Genomic DNA, 17,664 nt, shown 5'->3' on the forward strand with positions numbered 1-17,664 from the left:
CTCAGGGCTCCAAACCTATCCCCCGCAAAATCACACTCGTCACCGTCTGCACCGCCCGCTCGAACTGCATGTCCGACAACGGCTGATGCTCATTCAAAATATTCACCTGATGATCGAAGTCCGCATAGTGCTGCGTCGACGCCCAGATCATATACAGCAGGCTCGACGGCTCCACCGGCAAAATCCGCTTGTCTTCCACCCACTGACGGATCTTCGCTTCCTTCATCTTCGCCCAGTCATAGAGGCTCACATCCAGCGCTTCACCCAGCGTCGGCGCGCCGTGGATAATTTCGTTGGCCCAGACTTTCGAGCCGTAGGGCCGGCTGCGCGAGTGGTTCATCTTGGCCCGGATGTAGCTGCTGAGCACCACACGGGGATCATCGAACATCTCGAAGCACAGCGCGTCCTGCTTCCACACTTCCAGCAGGTCGAACAGCACGGCGCTGTACAGCTCGCTCTTGGTTGAAAAGTAGTAATGCAGGTTGGAGCGCGGCAGCTGCACTTCGGCGGCGATGTCCGCCATGGCGGTGCCGCCGAAGCCTTTTTCGGCGAACACTTTTTCCGCCGCCAGAAGGATTTTCTCGACATTGCTGCGGCGGATTTCGATCTTGTGATTGCCCATGAGGGCTCCCTGAAGACAACGTTGTTGAAGACTAGCATCCGCTCTGGGCAAGGGGCGACAGGCGAGAACGATTCTTCACACACTTGGGCTTTTTTCTGGTTTAGGATCGCCCCCCTTCTCCCTGTCAGACGCTGAAGGATCCTGTCGATGAACATTCGCAAGCGCATCGCCGCCGACGACCCGCAACTTGCCGACCTGTGGGAACGCTCGGTCCGCGCCACCCATGATTTTCTTCCGGAAGATGACATTCACCGGTTGTTCCCGCTGGTGCGTGACGCCTACCTGCCCGCGCTGGATGTCTGGGTCTTCGAGAACCCCGACCGTTCCCCGGCAGGTTTCATCGCCACCGATGACGACACCGTGCAGATGCTGTTCATCGACCCGGCCCGGCGTGGCCAAGGTATCGGCCGCCGCTTGCTCGATCATGTCCGCCGCCCTCTGCTGAAGGTCGACGTCAATGAACAGAATCCGCAGGCCCACGGCTTCTACCGGCACTACGGATTCGAAGACATCGGCCGCTCGGCACTTGACGGCGAAGGCCGGCCTTTTCCGGTCATTCACATGCGCCTGAAAGCCCTGTGATCCTCTCTCTATACTCAGCCCGCCATTTCACTGAAAGGAACCTGCCCATGTCGATGAAGCAACTGCTCACTGCCGGCGCCCTGCTGGCCTCGCTGGTCGTCACTTCCCAGGCGTTCGCCCATGCTCACCTGAAAGGCGAAACCCCGGCCGCCGACAGCACCGTCGCCGCGCCTGCGGATTTGCGCCTGGTGTTTTCCGAAGGCGTCGAAGCCGGCTTCACCAAAGTCATCCTGACCCACGACGGCGCGCCGGTGAAGATCAAGCCGCTGACCACCGAAGGCGACAGGAAAACCCTGATCGTCACCCCCGAAGCACCGTTGACCGCTGGCGAATACAAGGTTGAATGGCACGCGGTGTCGGTCGACACGCACAAGAGCGAAGGCGCCTATCAGTTCAAGGTTGGCCAGTAATTCATGAATGACGCGCTGGTGCTGTGCCGGTTCCTGCATTTCATCGTGGTGTTGATGCTGTTCGGGGCCTGGCTGTTCCGGCCCCTGCTGCTCAAGGGTGACGCGCTGGCGCTGGATCGACACCTGGCGCGGCTGGCTCGTTGGTTGGCGGCGATCGCCTTGGCCAGCGGCGTTGCCTGGGCGTTGCTGATCACCGCGAGCATGGCCGGTTCAGCCGCTGCGGCGTTCGATCCGGACACTGTCGAGCGGGTGTTGGGCCATACGTTTTTTGGCCAGGTGTGGCGCTGGCACCTGCTGATCAATGCACTGTTGCTGGCGCTACTGTTTACGCCCTGGCGTTCGAGCCAGCCATTGCGGCTGGGCCTGAGCGCGTTGCTGCTGATGACCCTCGCGCCGGTCGGCCACGGGGCGATGCTCGACGGTTTCAGCGGCCAGATGTTGATCCTCAATCAGGTCATTCACCTGACCTGCGTCGGCGCCTGGCTCGGTGGGTTGTTGATGCTGGTGGCGATTCTGCGCCAGTCCGGCGAAACGGTGCGCTACGTCTTGCAGCGGTTCAGCGGGATCGGCTATGTGTTGGTTGCCGGTCTGCTGATCACCGGATTGATCAACGTGCGTGTCCTCACCGGCCAGTGGTGGCCGACGCCATTATTCTCGGGATTCGCCCTGATCCTGTTGATCAAGGCCTTGCTGGTGCTCGGGATGCTGGTGCTGGCGCTGTTCAATCGCTTGCGCATCCGTGATTGCGAACAGCGCGTCGATACCCTCAAGTGCAGCGTGATGCTGGAGTGGCTGCTGGGGATCGGTGCCGTGGCGGCGGTTTCCGTGCTCGGCACCCTGCCGCCAATGATTGCGGTCTGAGGTCAGTGTTTCTGAGTATCACCCTTCGCCGTATCGATGCTGACCACCACCGACATCCCCGGCCGCAAGCGCTCGATTTCCTGTTGGTCCGGATCGATGGTCACTCGCACCGGCACACGCTGGGCGATCTTCACGAAGTTGCCGGTGGCATTGTCGGCCTGCAATAACGCGAACTCCGAACCAGTGCCGGGCGAGATGTGCTGAACGTGTCCGGTGAATCTGCGATGGTTCAGCGCATCGACGGTGAAGCTCACCGGTTGCCCGACCCGCACGTTATCCATCTGGGTTTCTTTCATGTTGGCAATCACCCACTTCTGGTCCGGCACCAGCGCCATCAGTTGCGCCCCGGAATTGACGTAGGCACCCAGACGCACGCCGATCTGCCCGAGCTGACCGTCACGCGGGGCAATGATGCGGGTGTTGGACAGGTCGATTCGCGCCAGTTGCACGGCGGCCTCGGCACTGGCCACTGCGGCCTCCAGCGAGCCACGATTGACGATCACGGTTTGCAGATCCTGCCGGGCGATTTCCAGATTGGCCTTGGCCTGGGCCACCGATGCAATGCTTTGCGCGTTGGCGGCCAGCGCCACGTCCATCTCGCGTTTGGACACCGAGCCGTCATTGACCAGCGCCGTGTTGCGGCGCAGGTCCGCCTCGCTTTTGCGCAATTGCGCCTCGCTGTCGGCCACCACCGCCTGACGCAACTTGATGGTCGCCTCGGCGCTGTTGCGCTGCTGCACCACATTGGCCAGCGCAGCCTTCTGCACCGCCAGTTGCGCCAGCGACTGATCGAGACGTTGCTGATAGATGCGGTCATCGAGACGCACCAGCAAATCCCCTTGCTTCACAAACTGGAAATCCTGCACCGGCACTTCAAACACATAGCCACTGAGCTGCGGGCCGATGATCGTAACCTGCCCGCGCACCAGGGCGTTTTCAGTGGTCTCCACCGCGCTGCTGAACGGCGGCAACTGCCAGGCATAGAGCACGATCAGCACACCGACGATGGCGACCCCGGCAAAGCCCAGCGACGAGATGATCCGCACCCGCAACGACCGCGGCTCGGTATTCGGTGATGACGGCGGCGCCACGCCTTCAGGGGTGGCGGCAATGGCATTGGTGGTCGTGGTAGTCGGTTCGGTCATGAAGAAGTGGCACCGCTGGAAGGTACGGAAGGTGTCGGGGAGACGGCTCTTGTGGTGCTGATCAGCCACAGCGCGCGGATGGAAATCCAGATCATGGTCAGGATCGCGATCACCGCGATCAGCATGAACACATCGTTATAGGCCAGTACGTTGGCCTCGCGGGTGGCGGCGTTGGCCAGGCTGCGAATGCCTTGCAGGTTGCGCAGGCTCGGGTCGGCGATCAGTGAGCCGACCGCCGAACCGCCGCTCTGCACACGAGCGGCGACGCGGGGATCGGAAAGCACCAGTTGCTCGACGATGTGGCTGGAATGAAATTTCTCGCGAACGATCTGGAACGTCCCCAGCAACGCCGCACCGATCAGGCCGCCGAGGTTGTTGCAGATCCCGAACAGCACCGAAAAGCTCACCAGATTGCGCGGATTGGTCAGCACGTTGCGGGTGCCGAGGACCATGGTCGGACCGAGGAAAAAAGTGCTGCCGAACGCCAACAGAAACTGGCTGAAATACAGGTTGCCGGGGCGGGTCAGGTTGTTCGAGGAACTGTCGATGATCGAACCGGTGGCCATCAACGCCAGCGAGATGATCAGCGGCATCAGCAGGTGTTTCGGGTCAATGGTCAGCGCACTGGTCAGCAGGCCGGCGACGCTGCCGATCAGCATCACCACATACAGGCTATGAAGCTGTTGGCTGCTCATGTTCAGGTATTGCATAAAGCCCACGGCACCGGTGGATTGCTCCGAGGTGACCATGCGAATCAGGATCACCGCCAGTGCCAGGCGGATCATCACTCCGCTGCCGAGCCAGCGGGTCATCAGCATCGGGTTGCTGCGGTTATGTTCGATGGCCAGTCCCGCGAGAATCAGGGCAATCGACGCGGCCAGGGCGATGCCGATCCAGTCGGCCTCCAGCCACCAGTCGATCCGGCCCAGGGACAACACGGCGCACAGCAAAGCCACGCCACTGGCCAGAATCGCGAAGGTGAGGAAGTCGAGGGGTTCGAAAGTCTTGAACCGGTCACCCGGCGGCAGTTTGAGCATCAATACACAGCCCAGCGACAGCAACGCCATGCCCAATTCGAACAGATACAAGCCGCGCCATTCGGCGATCTGCAGCAAGTCTTCGGAAAACAGTCGCGCCAGTGGCAAGGCCAGTTGCGATGTGCCGAGGCCCAGCACCAGCGCCTTCATCCGCCACTTGGCCGGGAACGCCTGCACCATGTAATACAGGCCCAGCGAACTGAGCGCCGCGCCAACCATGCCGTGGGCCGCACGCACGGCGATGGCCGAGTTCAGGTCATTGACGAACAAATGGCCGAACGTCACCAGCGCATACAGCACCAGAAACACCTCGGTGAACGCCCGCAGCCCGAACTGCTGGCGAAACTTCACCAGCAGCAGGTTCATCGAAACGTTGGTCATCACGTACGCCGCCGGCAGCCACGCCATCTCCGCCGTGGTCGCCCCGAGCGCGCCTTGCAGGTAAGGCAGGTTGGCGACCACCAGCGAATTGCCCAACCCGCCGGTCAACGCTACCAGCAACCCCACCAGCGCATAGGCCAGACGCTTGGGGTTGGAGTGCAGCGGCGTCGAGGGGGATCCGGGCAAACTGGGCTTCTCGTGAGGCTGCCAGTTGCGCGGGGTGTATTGGTTCATTGAATGGCCTTGTACGGTGATGGCTTGAGTTTGCCGCAAAACGGCAGCCAAACACATATCCCTGTGGGTGCTTGCTCACAAGGGTTTGGGGTGGATTCGTAAATTTTGTTTAAAAGTCATCTCGCCCGCAGCGGATTTTTCCCAAGCGTAGCGGATGCCAACCTTGCCGCACTTCTCAACCTGCAAGGTGCCCGTTATGACCACGCCCCGCTGGCAACGCTCCCCGCGTCTGCTGAAAAATCTACTGGCAGCCGCCCTGTTGCTGCCCACCCTCGCCTACGCCCAGGAACGCCCGTGGCCGGATGGCTCGCAACTGGTGATTTCGGTGTCGATGCAATTCGAAACCGGCGGCCAGCCCGAGGGCGCAGAAAGTCCGTTCTCCGGCACACCGCTGCCCAAAGGCTACCCGGATCTGCCGGCGCAGACCTGGTTCGATTACGGCTACAAGGAAGGTCTGTGGCGCATGCTCGATCTGTGGGATCGCACCGGCATCAAGGTCACCTCCCACGTGGTCGGCGAAGCGGCGCTCAAGCACCCGGAACTGGCCAAGGCAATTGCCGAACGCGGCCATGAACTGGCGGCCCACGGCATGCGCTGGGCCGACTCGTACAACATGAACTACGCCCAGGAAAAACAGTTCATCGGTGACGGCGTCGCGGCGGTAGAGAAAATCACCGGCCAACGCTCGGTGGGCTACAACGCCAACTGGCTGCGCCGCAGCCCCAACACGCTGAAGGTGCTGCAGGACCTGAATTTCACCTACCACATCGATGACGTCAGCCGCGACGAACCCTTCGTGACCATGGTTCGCGGGCGCAAATTCGCCGTGGTGCCCTACACCCTGCGCAATAACGACATCGTGCTGATCGAAGGCCGGCATTTCTCCGCCGAGCAGTTCTATCAGCAGTTGGTGCTGGAGTTCGATCGACTCTATACAGAAGGCGCAAGCAAGCGGCGGATGATGTCGGTGAGTCTGCACGACCGCATCGGCGGCACGCCGGCAATGGTCGAGGCTATGGAGCGTTTTATCCGCTATGCGCAATCACATCCGAAGGTGACGTTCATGCGCAAGGATCAGATCGCCCAGGTGGTGCTGACCGAGAAAAACCCGCTGATCGACAACACCGAGGCAGCGTACAACCAGTGATAAAAAAATCGCAGCCAAGGCTGCGATTTTCTCTTTAACGACTCAGGCCCGCAGCAACATGTACACGGCGACGACCAGGCACACACTGGCAAATCCCACCTGCAACGTCCGCGCCGGCACCCGCGCACAGAGTTTTCGGCCAACGATCATGCCGATGATGCTGGCCACGATGAACGCCATGCCCAAGTGATCGATCCGCACCCCGGCATGAAATGCACCGATCACGCCGATGGCGGAAATCAGGCTGATGACCATCAACGACGTGGCGACGATGCCGCGCATCTGCACATCGGTCAGTTGCTTGAACGCCGGCACGATCAGGAACCCGCCACCCACGCCGAGCAGTCCGGACACCACACCGGTCACCGCCCCCAGCGCTGCGAGGGTTGCGGTGCATTTGGCGGTCCAGTCGAAACGGCCGGTCTGTTCATTGAGCATGCAGTTCTTCTGCCCCCAACTGGCGTGGCCATGATCACTCGGACCCTCTTGCTGGCGTTCGCGACGCAGCATGCGCCAGGCCACCATGACCATCAGCAGGCTGAAGAGGATCATCAGGACCTTCTCCGGCAACTGGTGCGCGAGGTAGATGCCCAGTGGCGAAAACACGGCGCCTAGCGCAGCGATCAACAGCGCCGCGCGGTAGCGCACCAGCCCATGGCGCAGACCATCGATGGCCCCGACTGCCGCCGCACTGCCCACGGCGAACAGCGCCACCGGCGCTGCTTGCGTCATCGTCCAGCCCAGACCGAGCACCAGCGCCGGTACCGCGAGAATCCCGCCACCCGCCCCGGTCAGTCCGAGGATCAATCCCATCACCACGCCAAACAGACTTGCCAGCAACATAGGGAGTACTCAGTCGACTTTGGACACACCGGTCAGCCACTCGCGGCCCTTGAGCATGCCGTTCCAGTAGAACCACGGCAGCAGGGACGCCTTCAGCCACCACGCGGAACGCCGTGGCACGGTCGGGTCGAGGGGGAAGGTCGGCAGCAATTTACCGCCGTAGCCGAACTCGGCGAGGATCACCTTGCCCTTCTCCACCGTCAGCGGGCAGGAACCGTAGCCGTCATACTTCAGCGGCAACGCCAGAGACTTGCGCTGGGCCAGCAGGTTCTCGGCGACCACCACGACCTGCTTGCGCACGGCGGCAGCGGTCTTCGCGTTGGTGGTGTTGCAGATATCGCCGAGTGCGAACACCTGCGGGTAACGCGGATGTTGCAGGCTGTGCGGGTTGACCTCACACCAGCCGGCGGCGTCAGCCAGCGGACTTTGTGCGATGAAGTCAGGGGAAACCTGTGGCGGCACGACGTGCAGCAGATCGAAGGTCTTGGCTACCTGAGTGACGTTGCCATCGGCATCCTTGACTTCGAACCACGCGGTTTTCGTCGGGCCGTCGACCTTGACCAGATTGGCGTTGAACGCCAGACGGGCGTTGTATTTTTCGATGTACTTCATCAGCGGGGGCACGAACGTCGCCACGCCGAACAACGCCGCGCCGGCCAGGTTGAATTCAACCTCGACCTTGTTCAATACGCCTGTTTTGAGCCAGTGATCGCAGGACAGGTACAGCGCCTTCTGCGGAGCGCCGGCGCATTTGATCGGCATCGCCGGCTGGGTGAACAGCGCTTTGCCGCCGCGCAGTTTCTGCACCTGATCCCAGGTGTATTGCGCATGCTGATAGCTGTAGTTGGAGGTAACGCCGTGCTGGCCGAGGCTTTCCTGCAGGCCTTCGATCTTCTCCCACGCCAGGCGCAGACCGGGACAGACGATCAGGTTCTGGTAGCTGACGGTACGTTGATCGTTGAGGGTGAGTTGGCGCTGGTCGGGATCGATGCCGGTCACGGCTGCCTGAATCCAGGTAGCCTGACGCGGCATCACCCTGTTCATCGGTCTGGCGGTGTCCCTGACATCGTAGGCCCCACCGCCGACCAGCGTCCACGCCGGCTGGTAGTAATGCTGAGCACTCGGCTCGATCACCGTGATGTTCAGGCCGGGATCGCGCTTGAGCAGGCTCGCGACAAAACCGATGCCGGCAGTGCCGCCGCCGATGACCACGATGTCCGCACTGATGGATGGGCCCCAGTGTTGATCGTTCATTGCTTGTTCCTTATTGCTGCACGCAAGGATAGCCGGGTCTATTGCGCCCAGCTTTTGAGCACGGCTCCGCAGTAGAGTCCGGACAGTGTTTTCATTACCTGGATCACTTCGTGACTGGCCAGACCGTAGAAAATGTACTTGCCTTCACGACGGGTCGCGACCAGCCCTTCATCGCGCAGGATGCCCAATTGCTGGGACAGGGTCGGCTGGCGCACACCGGTCATTTTTTCCAGTTCGCCGACATTGCGTTCGCCCTGGGTCAACTGGCACAGGATCAGCAGCCGATCCTCATTGGCCAGGGCCTTGAGCAGCGAACAGGCCTTGGAGGCCGAGGCCCGCAGTTGGGCGACTTCACATTCGGTCAGACTGGATTGCATTTGCAGGATGCCTTCAACGTCACTTAAGCTGCGGACATTATGTGTTTACATAAAGTGTTGCAACCCTGACTTTCCACCTATTTGCACAGGACCCTGTCCATGCCCGCGATGATTGAAGCGTTCCTCGACCCCGCCTCCTCGACCTACAGCTACGTGGTCTACGAGGCCGATGGCGGACAGTGCGCAATCGTCGATTCCGTGCTTGATTACGATGGTGCCGCGGGCCGTACCTGTACGGCTCAGGCAGACAAAATCATTGCCTTCGTACGAGCCCACAATCTGCAGGTGCAGTGGTTGCTGGAAACCCACGCCCACGCCGATCACCTCTCCGCCGCGCCCTATCTGCGTCGTGAATTGGGCGGCAAGATCGCGATTGGTGAATCGATCAGCAAAGTGCAGAACGTGTTCAAGGCTCTATTCAACCTTGAGCCGGAATTTTGCGTCGACGGCTCACAGTTCGATCACCTGTTCGCACCGAACGAGTCGTTCAGGATCGGCAACCTCAAGGCGACCGCCCTGCACGTTCCCGGCCACACCCCGGCAGACATGGCCTACCTGATCGACGGCGAGCAGATCCTGGTCGGTGACACGTTGTTCATGCCCGACGTCGGTACCGCCCGCTGCGACTTCCCCGGCGGCAATGCCCATCAACTGTTCCATTCGATCCACAAACTGCTGGCCTTCCCCGCCAGCGTGAAGCTCTACGTCTGCCACGATTATCCGCCGCAAGGTCGCGCCTCGCAGTGCCAGACCACCGTCGGCGAACAGCGCAAAAGCAATATCCATGTGCATGATGGCGTCGACGAAGCCGCGTTCGTCGATATGCGTACCAGACGTGACGCGGGGTTGGGAATGCCGACCCTGTTGCTGCCGGCGATCCAGGTCAACGTGCGGGCGGGTAATCTGCCGCCAGCGGAAGGCAATGGCGTGACGTACCTGAAGATTCCGATCAATGCGTTATAGGAAAAAGCTGCACAGGGCGTGATGGAGGAAGCTTTTCCCACATAACGCGTCGATAGCGATGAACTGGTTTAATTCCGGCCAGCAGGCAGACTTCATTGGGCAATCAACCAATGGAGTTTTTGAAATATGGATATTCGCCGCAACCATCGGGATCTGTCCCGGGATGAAAAATCTGCCTTCATCGAAGCGATCCTCAAGCTGAAAAACAACGTCGACAGCGTACTGCGCCCCGGTCAGCAGAGTCGTTACGATGACTTCGTCCAGATCCACAAGAATTCGATGGGACGGGGCAACCCGCTGGACCCCAATCCGCATGGCAGTCCCCTGTTCTTTCCCTGGCACCGGATTCTGATTCGCCAGTTCGAGCTGGCCCTGCAAGCCGCTGCCAATAATCCGGGCATCACCCTGCCCTACTGGAACTGGCAACTCGGGGGGGCCGACAACCCCTTCACCTCCGATTTCATGGGGGGAAATGGCGACAACACGCTGGGGCAGCGCGTCACCGCCGGCCCGTTTTCCCGGGAGCACTCTCAATTTGAAGTGGCGGTATGGGACGAGGCACCGGGAAACACGGGCCTGCTTCGAAACCTGGGCGCAGAAGGCGCACTGCCTTCGGCAGAGGCCGTCATTTCTGCCCTTAACAGGACGCCCTACTGGCTGGAGCCCGACGGTTGGGAAAACGTTGCAGAAAGAGAGCTGCACAATCCGGTTCATGCATGGGTCGGTGGCAACATGCTACACGCGGCGTCCCCGAACGACCCGGTCTTCTTCCTGCATCACTGCTACATGGATCTGTTGTGGGAACGCTGGAAGCATCAACATCCGCGCCTCCCGGCATTCACGTCCAGAGAAGGCGATCCCGATGCCATGAATGAAACAGCACTGGTTTTCCACCCGGAGAATGAACCCGCCCCCTGGGCACAAACATTCACGGTTGGGCAGGCGATCCATACGACAGAGCTGAATTATCGATATGACTACCTGTAATGCTCTCAGCGATCAGTTGCCGAGGGTCAAACCGTTCGCCGGCAACGGCAAAGCGGTCTTGTAGCGCACCTGCTTGAGTGCAAAGCTTGACCGTATGTTCGCCACACCCGGTACCTTGGTCAGAAAGTCCATCATGAAGCGCTCGAGCGACTGAATGGTTGGCACCAGCACCCGAATCAGATAATCCGGGTCGCCGGCCATCAGGTAGCACTCCATAACTTCCGGGCGGTCGGATATCGCCTCTTCGAAATGCTGCAAAGCTTCCTCCACCTGCTTCTCCAGGCTGACGTGAATGAACACGTTCACGTGCAGCCCGAGCAGGTCGGCATCGAGCAGGGTCACCTGCTCACGGATCAGCCCCAGTTCTTCCATCGCCTTGACCCGGTTGAAGCACGGCGTCGGCGACAGATTGACCGAACGGGCCAGATCGGCGTTGGTGATGCGCGCATTCTCCTGAAGGCTGTTGAGAATGCCGATGTCGGTACGGTCCAGTTTGCGCATGAGACAAAACCACCTGTTTTTTATGTTTATGCAGAATTTCTATCTGCAAATGATCTCCAGCGCAACGAAACAGAGAGAAATATTCTTCTTGCCCGGGCCTATGATTGTTGTAGGACAAGATTTCTTTTATCGAAGAATGACTGCCAGCTCACTACAAGAAATTCACAAGATCGAGCGTAGAAGCCATGACCCAAGCGTATGAACCGCTGCGTCTGCACGTCCCTGAACCCTCGGGCCGCCCAGGCTGCAAAACCGACTTCTCCTACCTGCATCTGACCGATGCCGGCACGGTGCGCAAACCTTCCATCGACGTTGAACCGGCCGACACCGCCGACCTGGCTCGTGGCCTGATCCGCGTGCTCGACGACCAGGGCAACGCCCTCGGCCCATGGGCCGAAAACGTGCCGGTCGAGATCCTGCGCAAAGGCATGCGCGCCATGCTCAAGACCCGGATCTACGACAACCGCATGGTGGTCGCCCAGCGTCAAAAAAAAATGTCGTTCTACATGCAGAGCCTCGGCGAAGAAGCCATCGGCAGCGCCCAGGCCCTGGCCTTGAACATCGACGACATGTGCTTCCCGACCTACCGCCAGCAAAGCATTCTGATGGCTCGCGACGTGCCATTGGTCGACCTGATCTGCCAACTGCTGTCCAACGAGCGCGACCCGCTCAAGGGTCGTCAGCTGCCGATCATGTACTCGGTCAAGGACGCCGGTTTCTTCACCATTTCCGGCAACCTCGCCACTCAATTCATTCAAGGCGTGGGCTGGGGCATGGCTTCGGCGATCAAGGGCGACACCAAAATCGCCTCGGCCTGGATCGGCGACGGCGCCACCGCCGAATCGGACTTCCACACCGCCCTCACCTTCGCCCACGTTTACCGTGCGCCGGTGATCCTCAACGTGGTCAATAACCAGTGGGCAATCTCGACCTTCCAGGCCATCGCCGGTGGTGAAGCCACCACCTTCGCCGGACGCGGCGTCGGTTGCGGCATCGCCTCTCTACGGGTTGACGGCAACGACTTCTACGCGGTCTACGCCGCTTCCGCCTGGGCCGCCGAACGCGCCCGCCGCAACCTCGGCCCGACCATGATCGAATGGGTCACCTACCGCGCCGGCCCGCACTCGACCTCCGACGATCCGTCCAAATACCGTCCTGCCGATGACTGGAGCCACTTCCCGCTGGGCGACCCGATTGCCCGCCTGAAACAGCACCTGATCAAGGTCGGTCACTGGTCGGAAGAAGAGCACGCCGCCGTCAGCGCCGAGCTCGAAGCCGAAGTGATCGCCGCACAGAAAGAGGCCGAACAGTACGGCACCCTCGCCGGCGGCCAGATTCCAAGCGCCGCGACCATGTTCGAAGACGTCTACAAAGAGATGCCGGAGCACTTGAAGCGCCAGCGTCAGCAGTTGGGGATCTGACATGAACGATCACAACAACAATATTCAGTTGGAAACCGCCATGACCACGACCACCATGACCATGATCCAGGCCCTGCGCTCGGCCATGGATGTGATGCTTGAGCGTGACGACAACGTGGTGGTGTTCGGCCAGGACGTCGGCTACTTCGGCGGCGTGTTCCGCTGCACCGAAGGGCTGCAGGCCAAATACGGCACCTCGCGGGTGTTTGACGCGCCGATCTCCGAAAGCGGCATCGTCGGTGTCGCCGTGGGCATGGGCGCTTATGGCCTGCGCCCTGTCGCTGAAATCCAGTTTGCCGACTACGTGTACCCGGCGTCCGACCAGATCATTTCCGAAGCCGCCCGCCTGCGTTATCGCTCGGCCGGCGAGTTCACTGCGCCGATGACCCTGCGCATGCCCTGCGGCGGCGGCATCTACGGCGGCCAGACCCACAGCCAGAGCATCGAGGCGATGTTCACTCAGGTCTGCGGCCTGCGCACCGTCATGCCGTCCAACCCGTATGACGCCAAAGGCCTGCTGATCGCCTCCATCGAAAATGATGACCCGGTGATCTTCCTCGAGCCGAAACGCCTGTATAACGGCCCGTTCGACGGCCACCACGACCGCCCGGTAACCCCGTGGTCGAAACACCCGGCCGCGCAAGTGCCGGACGGTTACTACACCGTGCCGCTGGACGTCGCTGCCATTACCCGTCCGGGCAAGGACGTGACCGTCCTGACCTACGGCACCACCGTGTACGTGTCGCAAGTCGCCGCCGAAGAATCCGGCGTGGATGCCGAAGTCATCGACCTGCGCAGCCTGTGGCCGCTGGACCTGGAAACCATCGTCAAATCCGTTAAGAAAACCGGCCGTTGCGTCGTGGTACATGAAGCCACCCGCACCTGCGGTTTCGGCGCCGAGCTGGTGTCGCTGGTGCAAGAGCATTGCTTCCACCACCTGGAAGCGCCGATCGAACGCGTCACTGGTTGGGACACCCCCTACCCGCACGCGCAGGAGTGGGCGTATTTCCCTGGGCCGTCCCGAGTGGGCGCGGCGCTGAAACGGGTCATGGAGGTCTGAATGGGCACGCACGTTATCAAGATGCCGGACATCGGCGAAGGCATCGCAGAAGTTGAACTGTCGCAATGGCACGTCAAGGTCGGCGATCTGGTGGTTGAAGATCAGGTGCTGGCCGACGTGATGACCGACAAGGCGATGGTGGATATCCCGTCGCCAGTACACGGCAAGGTGATTGCGCTGGGCGGTCAGCCGGGTGAAGTGATGGCGGTCGGCAGTGTGCTGATCAGCATCGAGGTTGAAGGTGCGGGCAATCTGAAGGAGTCCGACAAGCCAGCTCCCGTTGCGGCGAAGGAAACACCTGTCGCACCGAAAGTTGAAGCTGTCGTTGAAAGCAAACCCGCCGCGCCACGTACGGCTCCGGTTTGCCAGGGCCCGATGGTTGCCCGTGAAGCCAATGACCGTCCGCTGGCCTCGCCCGCCGTGCGCAAACATGCGCTGGATCTGGGCATTCAATTGCGTCTGGTGCGCGGTTCCGGTCCAGCCGGTCGTGTATTGCACGAAGACCTCGAGGCTTATCTGGCCCAAAGTCAGTCAAACGCTTCGGCGCCGACAGCTGCCGCTTACGCCCAGCGCAACGATGAAGAACAGATTCAAGTGATCGGCATGCGTCGCAAGATCGCCCAGCGCATGCAGGACGCGACTCAGCGCGCTGCACACTTCAGTTATGTCGAAGAAATCGATGTCACCGCGATTGAAGAACTGCGCGCCCATCTGAACGAAAAACACGGCGCCAGCCGTGGCAAGTTGACCTTGCTGCCGTTCCTGGTGCGCGCGCTGGTTGTCGCCCTGCGTGACTTCCCGCAAATGAACGCCCGTTACGACGACGAAGCCCAGGTCATCACCCGCCTCGGCGCGGTGCACGTGGGCGTCGCCACCCAAAGCGACGTCGGCCTGATGGTGCCGGTGGTGCGTCATGCCGAAGCGCGTAGCCTGTGGGACAGTGCGGCGGAAATCGCCCGTCTGGCCACTGCAGCCCGCAATGGCAAGGCCAGCCGCGATGAGCTGTCCGGTTCGACCATCACCCTGACCAGCCTCGGCGCCCTTGGCGGCATCGTCAGCACCCCGGTGCTGAATCTGCCGGAAGTGGCCATCGTCGGCGTCAACAAAATCGTCGAACGGCCGATGGTCGTCAAAGGCCAGGTGGTGATTCGCAAGATGATGAACCTCTCCAGCTCCTTCGATCACCGCGTGGTCGACGGCATGGACGCGGCGCTCTTCATCCAGGCCATTCGTGGCCTGCTCGAACAACCCGCGACCCTGTTTGTGGAGTGATGGCATGCAAACTCTGAACACCACGCTGCTGATCATCGGCGGCGGTCCTGGCGGTTACGTGACGGCCATTCGGGCCGGGCAACTGGGCATTTCGACCATTCTGGTCGAGGGCGAATCGCTGGGCGGCACCTGCCTGAATATCGGCTGCATTCCGTCGAAAGCGTTGATTCATGTGGCCGAGCAGTTTCACCAGACGCAACATCACAATCAGCATTCGGCACTGGGCATCAGCGTTTCGACGCCGACCCTCGACATCTCCAAGAGCGTCGAGTGGAAGGACGGCATCGTCGATCGCCTGACCACCGGCGTCGCCGCGCTGCTGAAGAAGAACAAGGTTCAGGTCATCAACGGCTGGGCCAAAGTCATCGACGGCAAGACCGTGGAAGTCGGCGATACCCGCATCCAGTGCGAGCATCTGGTGCTAGCCACCGGCTCGAAAAGCGTCAACCTGCCGATCCTGCCGATTGGCGGGCCAATCATCTCGTCCACCGAAGCGCTGGCACCGAAGTCGGTACCGAAACGTTTGATCGTGGTCGGCGGTGGTTACATCGGCCTGGAGCTGGGCATTGCCTATCGCAAGCTCGGCGCCGAGGTCAGTGTGGTCGAGGCGCAGGATCGGATTCTGCCGGCCTACGACGCCGAGCTGACCCAACCGGTGCACGACGCGCTGAAGCAACTGGGCGTGAAGCTGTACCTCAAGCACAGCGTGCTGGGCTTTGACGGTACGTTGCAGGTGCGCGATCCGAACGGCGACACCCTGAACCTGGAAACCGATCAGGTGCTGGTGGCCGTCGGTCGCAAACCCAATACCCAGGGCTGGAACCTCGAAGCGCTGAACCTGGACATGAATGGTTCGGCGATCAAGATCGACAGCCGCTGCCAGACCAGCATGCGCAACGTCTACGCCATCGGCGACCTGAGCGGCGAGCCGATGCTGGCCCACCGCGCCATGGCCCAGGGCGAGATGGTCGCCGAGCTGATCAGCGGCAAACGCCGCGAATTCAACCCGACCGCCATTGCTGCCGTGTGCTTCACCGACCCGGAACTGGTCGTGGTCGGCAAGACGCCGGATGAAGCCAAGGCGGCGGGACTGGACTGCATCGTGTCGAACTTCCCGTTCGCGGCCAACGGCCGGGCGATGACCCTGGAATCGAAAACCGGTTTCGTGCGAGTGGTCGCCCGTCGGGACAATCATGTGATTGTCGGCTGGCAGGCGGTGGGTGTCGGGGTCTCGGAATTGTCGACCGCGTTCGCCCAAAGCCTAGAAATGGGTGCGCGACTGGAAGACATCGGCGGCACCATCCATGCGCATCCGACCCTGGGTGAAGCGGTGCAGGAGGCGGCGTTGCGTGCGCTTGGGCACGCGTTGCACCTGTAAAAAACCGCTGCGGGGGAGTTTTTTCATAAGCAGGCTAATAAATCTGCGGCTCCCCCCATCGCCCGGGCTGCGAAACCGCTCAAGAATGAAGTATTGTTGTGCCCATCCAAAAAAACGTCAGAAGCCTTGAACCGCTTCGGCGGTTGTTCAGTGATAGAGGGTGTCATGGGTAACGAAAGCATCAACTGGGACAAGCTGGGTTTTGACTACATCAAGACCGACAAACGCTATCTGTCGTACTTTCGCAATGGCGAGTGGGACAAAGGCACCCTGACCGAAGACAACGTGCTGCACATCAGCGAAGGCTCCACTGCCCTTCACTATGGCCAGCAATGCTTCGAAGGCCTGAAGGCCTATCGTTGCAAGGACGGCTCGATCAACCTGTTCCGTCCGGACCAGAACGCCGCGCGCATGCAACGCAGCTGCGCCCGCCTGCTGATGCCGCATGTGTCCACCGAGCAGTTCATCGAAGCGTGCAAGCAAGTGGTTCGCGCCAACGAGCGCTTCATCCCGCCTTACGGCACCGGCGGCGCGCTGTACCTGCGTCCGTTCGTGATCGGCGTGGGTGACAACATCGGCGTGCGTACCGCACCTGAGTTCATCTTCTCGGTGTTCGCGATCCCGGTCGGCGCCTACTTCAAGGGCGGCCTGACCCCGCACAACTTCCAGATCTCCACCTTCGACCGCGCCGCGCCACAAGGCACCGGTGCCGCCAAGGTCGGTGGCAACTACGCCGCCAGCCTGATGCCGGGCTCCCAGGCCAAGAAAGCGCACTTCGCTGACGCCATCTACCTGGATCCGCTGACCCACAAGAAGATCGAAGAAGTCGGTTCGGCCAACTTCTTCGGGATCACCCACGACAACAAGTTCGTGACCCCGAACTCGCCGTCGGTACTGCCGGGTATCACCCGTCTGTCGCTGATCGAACTGGCCAAGTCCCGTCTGGGCCTGGAAGTGGTCGAAGGCGACGTGTTCATCGACAAGCTGTCGGACTTCAAGGAAGCCGGTGCCTGCGGTACTGCTGCGGTGATCACCCCGATCGGCGGCATCAGCTACAACGACCATCTGCACGTGTTCCACAGCGAAACCGAAGTCGGCCCTGTGACCCAGAAGCTCTACAAAGAGCTGACTGGTGTGCAGACCGGCGACATCGAAGCGCCAGCAGGCTGGATCGTCAAGGTCTGATCTG

General features: G+C 61.0%; 18 protein-coding genes. 11 read left to right on the plus strand and 7 right to left on the minus strand.

What is annotated here, in order from left to right; translation table 11 throughout:
• Position 1 precedes the first annotated feature (1 nt).
• Positions 2-622 (minus strand): TetR/AcrR family transcriptional regulator, encoded by a 621-nt coding sequence (locus tag ACSPX5_RS12165; protein ID WP_038365564.1) that lies wholly within the window; start codon positions 620-622, stop codon positions 2-4.
• A gap of 147 nt (positions 623-769) precedes the next feature.
• Here ACSPX5_RS12165 and ACSPX5_RS12170 point away from each other — a divergent pair, with 147 nt between their 5' ends.
• Genes ACSPX5_RS12170 through copD form a run of 3 tightly spaced genes read left to right on the plus strand, consistent with a single transcriptional unit; the run spans position 770 to position 2,475 of the window.
• The gene (locus tag ACSPX5_RS12170) at positions 770-1,204 is read left to right on the plus strand and encodes a GNAT family N-acetyltransferase (RefSeq protein ID WP_207863877.1); all 435 of its coding nucleotides are present in this window, start codon (positions 770-772) and stop codon (positions 1,202-1,204) included.
• Between the two features lie 47 nt (positions 1,205-1,251).
• Positions 1,252-1,614 carry a copper homeostasis periplasmic binding protein CopC gene (copC, locus tag ACSPX5_RS12175; protein ID WP_207863878.1) on the plus strand — a complete coding sequence of 121 codons (363 nt, stop codon included), beginning with the start codon at positions 1,252-1,254 and terminating at the stop codon, positions 1,612-1,614.
• 3 nt (positions 1,615-1,617) lie between these two features.
• The gene (copD, locus tag ACSPX5_RS12180; RefSeq protein ID WP_439821785.1) at positions 1,618-2,475 is read left to right on the plus strand and encodes a copper homeostasis membrane protein CopD; all 858 of its coding nucleotides are present in this window, start codon (positions 1,618-1,620) and stop codon (positions 2,473-2,475) included.
• A gap of 2 nt (positions 2,476-2,477) precedes the next feature.
• Here the strand turns inward: copD and ACSPX5_RS12185 are convergent, their stop codons facing one another.
• Positions 2,478-3,620, minus strand: a complete 1,143-nt coding sequence (locus ACSPX5_RS12185) for an HlyD family secretion protein (RefSeq protein ID WP_169430847.1) — start codon at positions 3,618-3,620, stop codon at positions 2,478-2,480.
• Positions 3,617-5,272: an MFS transporter gene (locus tag ACSPX5_RS12190; RefSeq protein WP_439821786.1), complete on the minus strand. Its 1,656-nt coding sequence runs from the start codon at positions 5,270-5,272 to the stop codon at positions 3,617-3,619. Before ACSPX5_RS12190 ends, ACSPX5_RS12185 begins: the two co-directional genes overlap by 4 nt.
• A gap of 196 nt (positions 5,273-5,468) precedes the next feature.
• Between ACSPX5_RS12190 and ACSPX5_RS12195 the strand changes: the two genes are divergently transcribed.
• Positions 5,469-6,419 carry a polysaccharide deacetylase family protein gene (locus ACSPX5_RS12195; RefSeq protein ID WP_439821787.1) on the plus strand — a complete coding sequence of 317 codons (951 nt, stop codon included), beginning with the start codon at positions 5,469-5,471 and terminating at the stop codon, positions 6,417-6,419.
• A 42-nt stretch (positions 6,420-6,461) separates the two neighbouring features.
• Here the strand turns inward: ACSPX5_RS12195 and ACSPX5_RS12200 are convergent, their stop codons facing one another.
• The 3 genes from ACSPX5_RS12200 to ACSPX5_RS12210 are packed head-to-tail and all read right to left on the minus strand — an operon-like array spanning position 6,462 to position 8,893.
• Positions 6,462-7,262, minus strand: a complete 801-nt coding sequence (locus ACSPX5_RS12200) for a sulfite exporter TauE/SafE family protein (RefSeq protein WP_169430850.1) — start codon at positions 7,260-7,262, stop codon at positions 6,462-6,464.
• A 9-nt stretch (positions 7,263-7,271) separates the two neighbouring features.
• A complete protein-coding gene (locus tag ACSPX5_RS12205) occupies positions 7,272-8,516 on the minus strand; it encodes an FAD-dependent oxidoreductase (RefSeq protein ID WP_439821788.1) in 1,245 nt (414 codons plus the stop codon).
• 38 nt (positions 8,517-8,554) lie between these two features.
• Entirely contained in the window at positions 8,555-8,893 is a 339-nt protein-coding gene (locus ACSPX5_RS12210; RefSeq protein ID WP_007952897.1) for an ArsR/SmtB family transcription factor, read from the minus strand.
• A 99-nt stretch (positions 8,894-8,992) separates the two neighbouring features.
• Between ACSPX5_RS12210 and ACSPX5_RS12215 the strand changes: the two genes are divergently transcribed.
• Complete coding sequence (locus ACSPX5_RS12215) at positions 8,993-9,856, plus strand: MBL fold metallo-hydrolase (RefSeq protein ID WP_323160221.1); 864 nt, start codon at positions 8,993-8,995, stop codon at positions 9,854-9,856.
• Between the two features lie 126 nt (positions 9,857-9,982).
• Positions 9,983-10,843: a tyrosinase family protein gene (locus ACSPX5_RS12220; RefSeq protein ID WP_323160220.1), complete on the plus strand. Its 861-nt coding sequence runs from the start codon at positions 9,983-9,985 to the stop codon at positions 10,841-10,843.
• Positions 10,844-10,855: 12 nt separating this feature from the next.
• Here ACSPX5_RS12220 and bkdR read toward each other — a convergent pair whose 3' ends face one another.
• The gene (gene bkdR, locus ACSPX5_RS12225) at positions 10,856-11,344 is read right to left on the minus strand and encodes a Bkd operon transcriptional regulator BkdR (protein WP_007915088.1); all 489 of its coding nucleotides are present in this window, start codon (positions 11,342-11,344) and stop codon (positions 10,856-10,858) included.
• 185 nt (positions 11,345-11,529) lie between these two features.
• Here bkdR and ACSPX5_RS12230 point away from each other — a divergent pair, with 185 nt between their 5' ends.
• The 5 genes from ACSPX5_RS12230 (at position 11,530) to ACSPX5_RS12250 (ending at position 17,660) form a co-directional block, all read left to right on the plus strand.
• The gene (locus tag ACSPX5_RS12230; protein WP_169430854.1) at positions 11,530-12,765 is read left to right on the plus strand and encodes a 3-methyl-2-oxobutanoate dehydrogenase (2-methylpropanoyl-transferring) subunit alpha; all 1,236 of its coding nucleotides are present in this window, start codon (positions 11,530-11,532) and stop codon (positions 12,763-12,765) included.
• A gap of 1 nt (position 12,766) precedes the next feature.
• Entirely contained in the window at positions 12,767-13,825 is a 1,059-nt protein-coding gene (locus ACSPX5_RS12235; protein WP_085698142.1) for an alpha-ketoacid dehydrogenase subunit beta, read from the plus strand.
• Complete coding sequence (locus ACSPX5_RS12240) at positions 13,826-15,097, plus strand: dihydrolipoamide acetyltransferase family protein (RefSeq protein WP_439821789.1); 1,272 nt, start codon at positions 13,826-13,828, stop codon at positions 15,095-15,097.
• A gap of 4 nt (positions 15,098-15,101) precedes the next feature.
• Positions 15,102-16,475 carry a dihydrolipoyl dehydrogenase gene (gene lpdA, locus ACSPX5_RS12245; protein WP_439821790.1) on the plus strand — a complete coding sequence of 458 codons (1,374 nt, stop codon included), beginning with the start codon at positions 15,102-15,104 and terminating at the stop codon, positions 16,473-16,475.
• A 165-nt stretch (positions 16,476-16,640) separates the two neighbouring features.
• Positions 16,641-17,660 carry a branched-chain amino acid aminotransferase gene (locus ACSPX5_RS12250; RefSeq protein WP_085698139.1) on the plus strand — a complete coding sequence of 340 codons (1,020 nt, stop codon included), beginning with the start codon at positions 16,641-16,643 and terminating at the stop codon, positions 17,658-17,660.
• Positions 17,661-17,664 lie beyond the last annotated feature (4 nt).

Origin of the sequence: Pseudomonas sp. HLG18, from assembly GCF_051903985.1 — a bacterium.
GTDB classification, from domain to species: Bacteria; Pseudomonadota; Gammaproteobacteria; order Pseudomonadales; family Pseudomonadaceae; genus Aquipseudomonas; species Aquipseudomonas fluorescens_BT.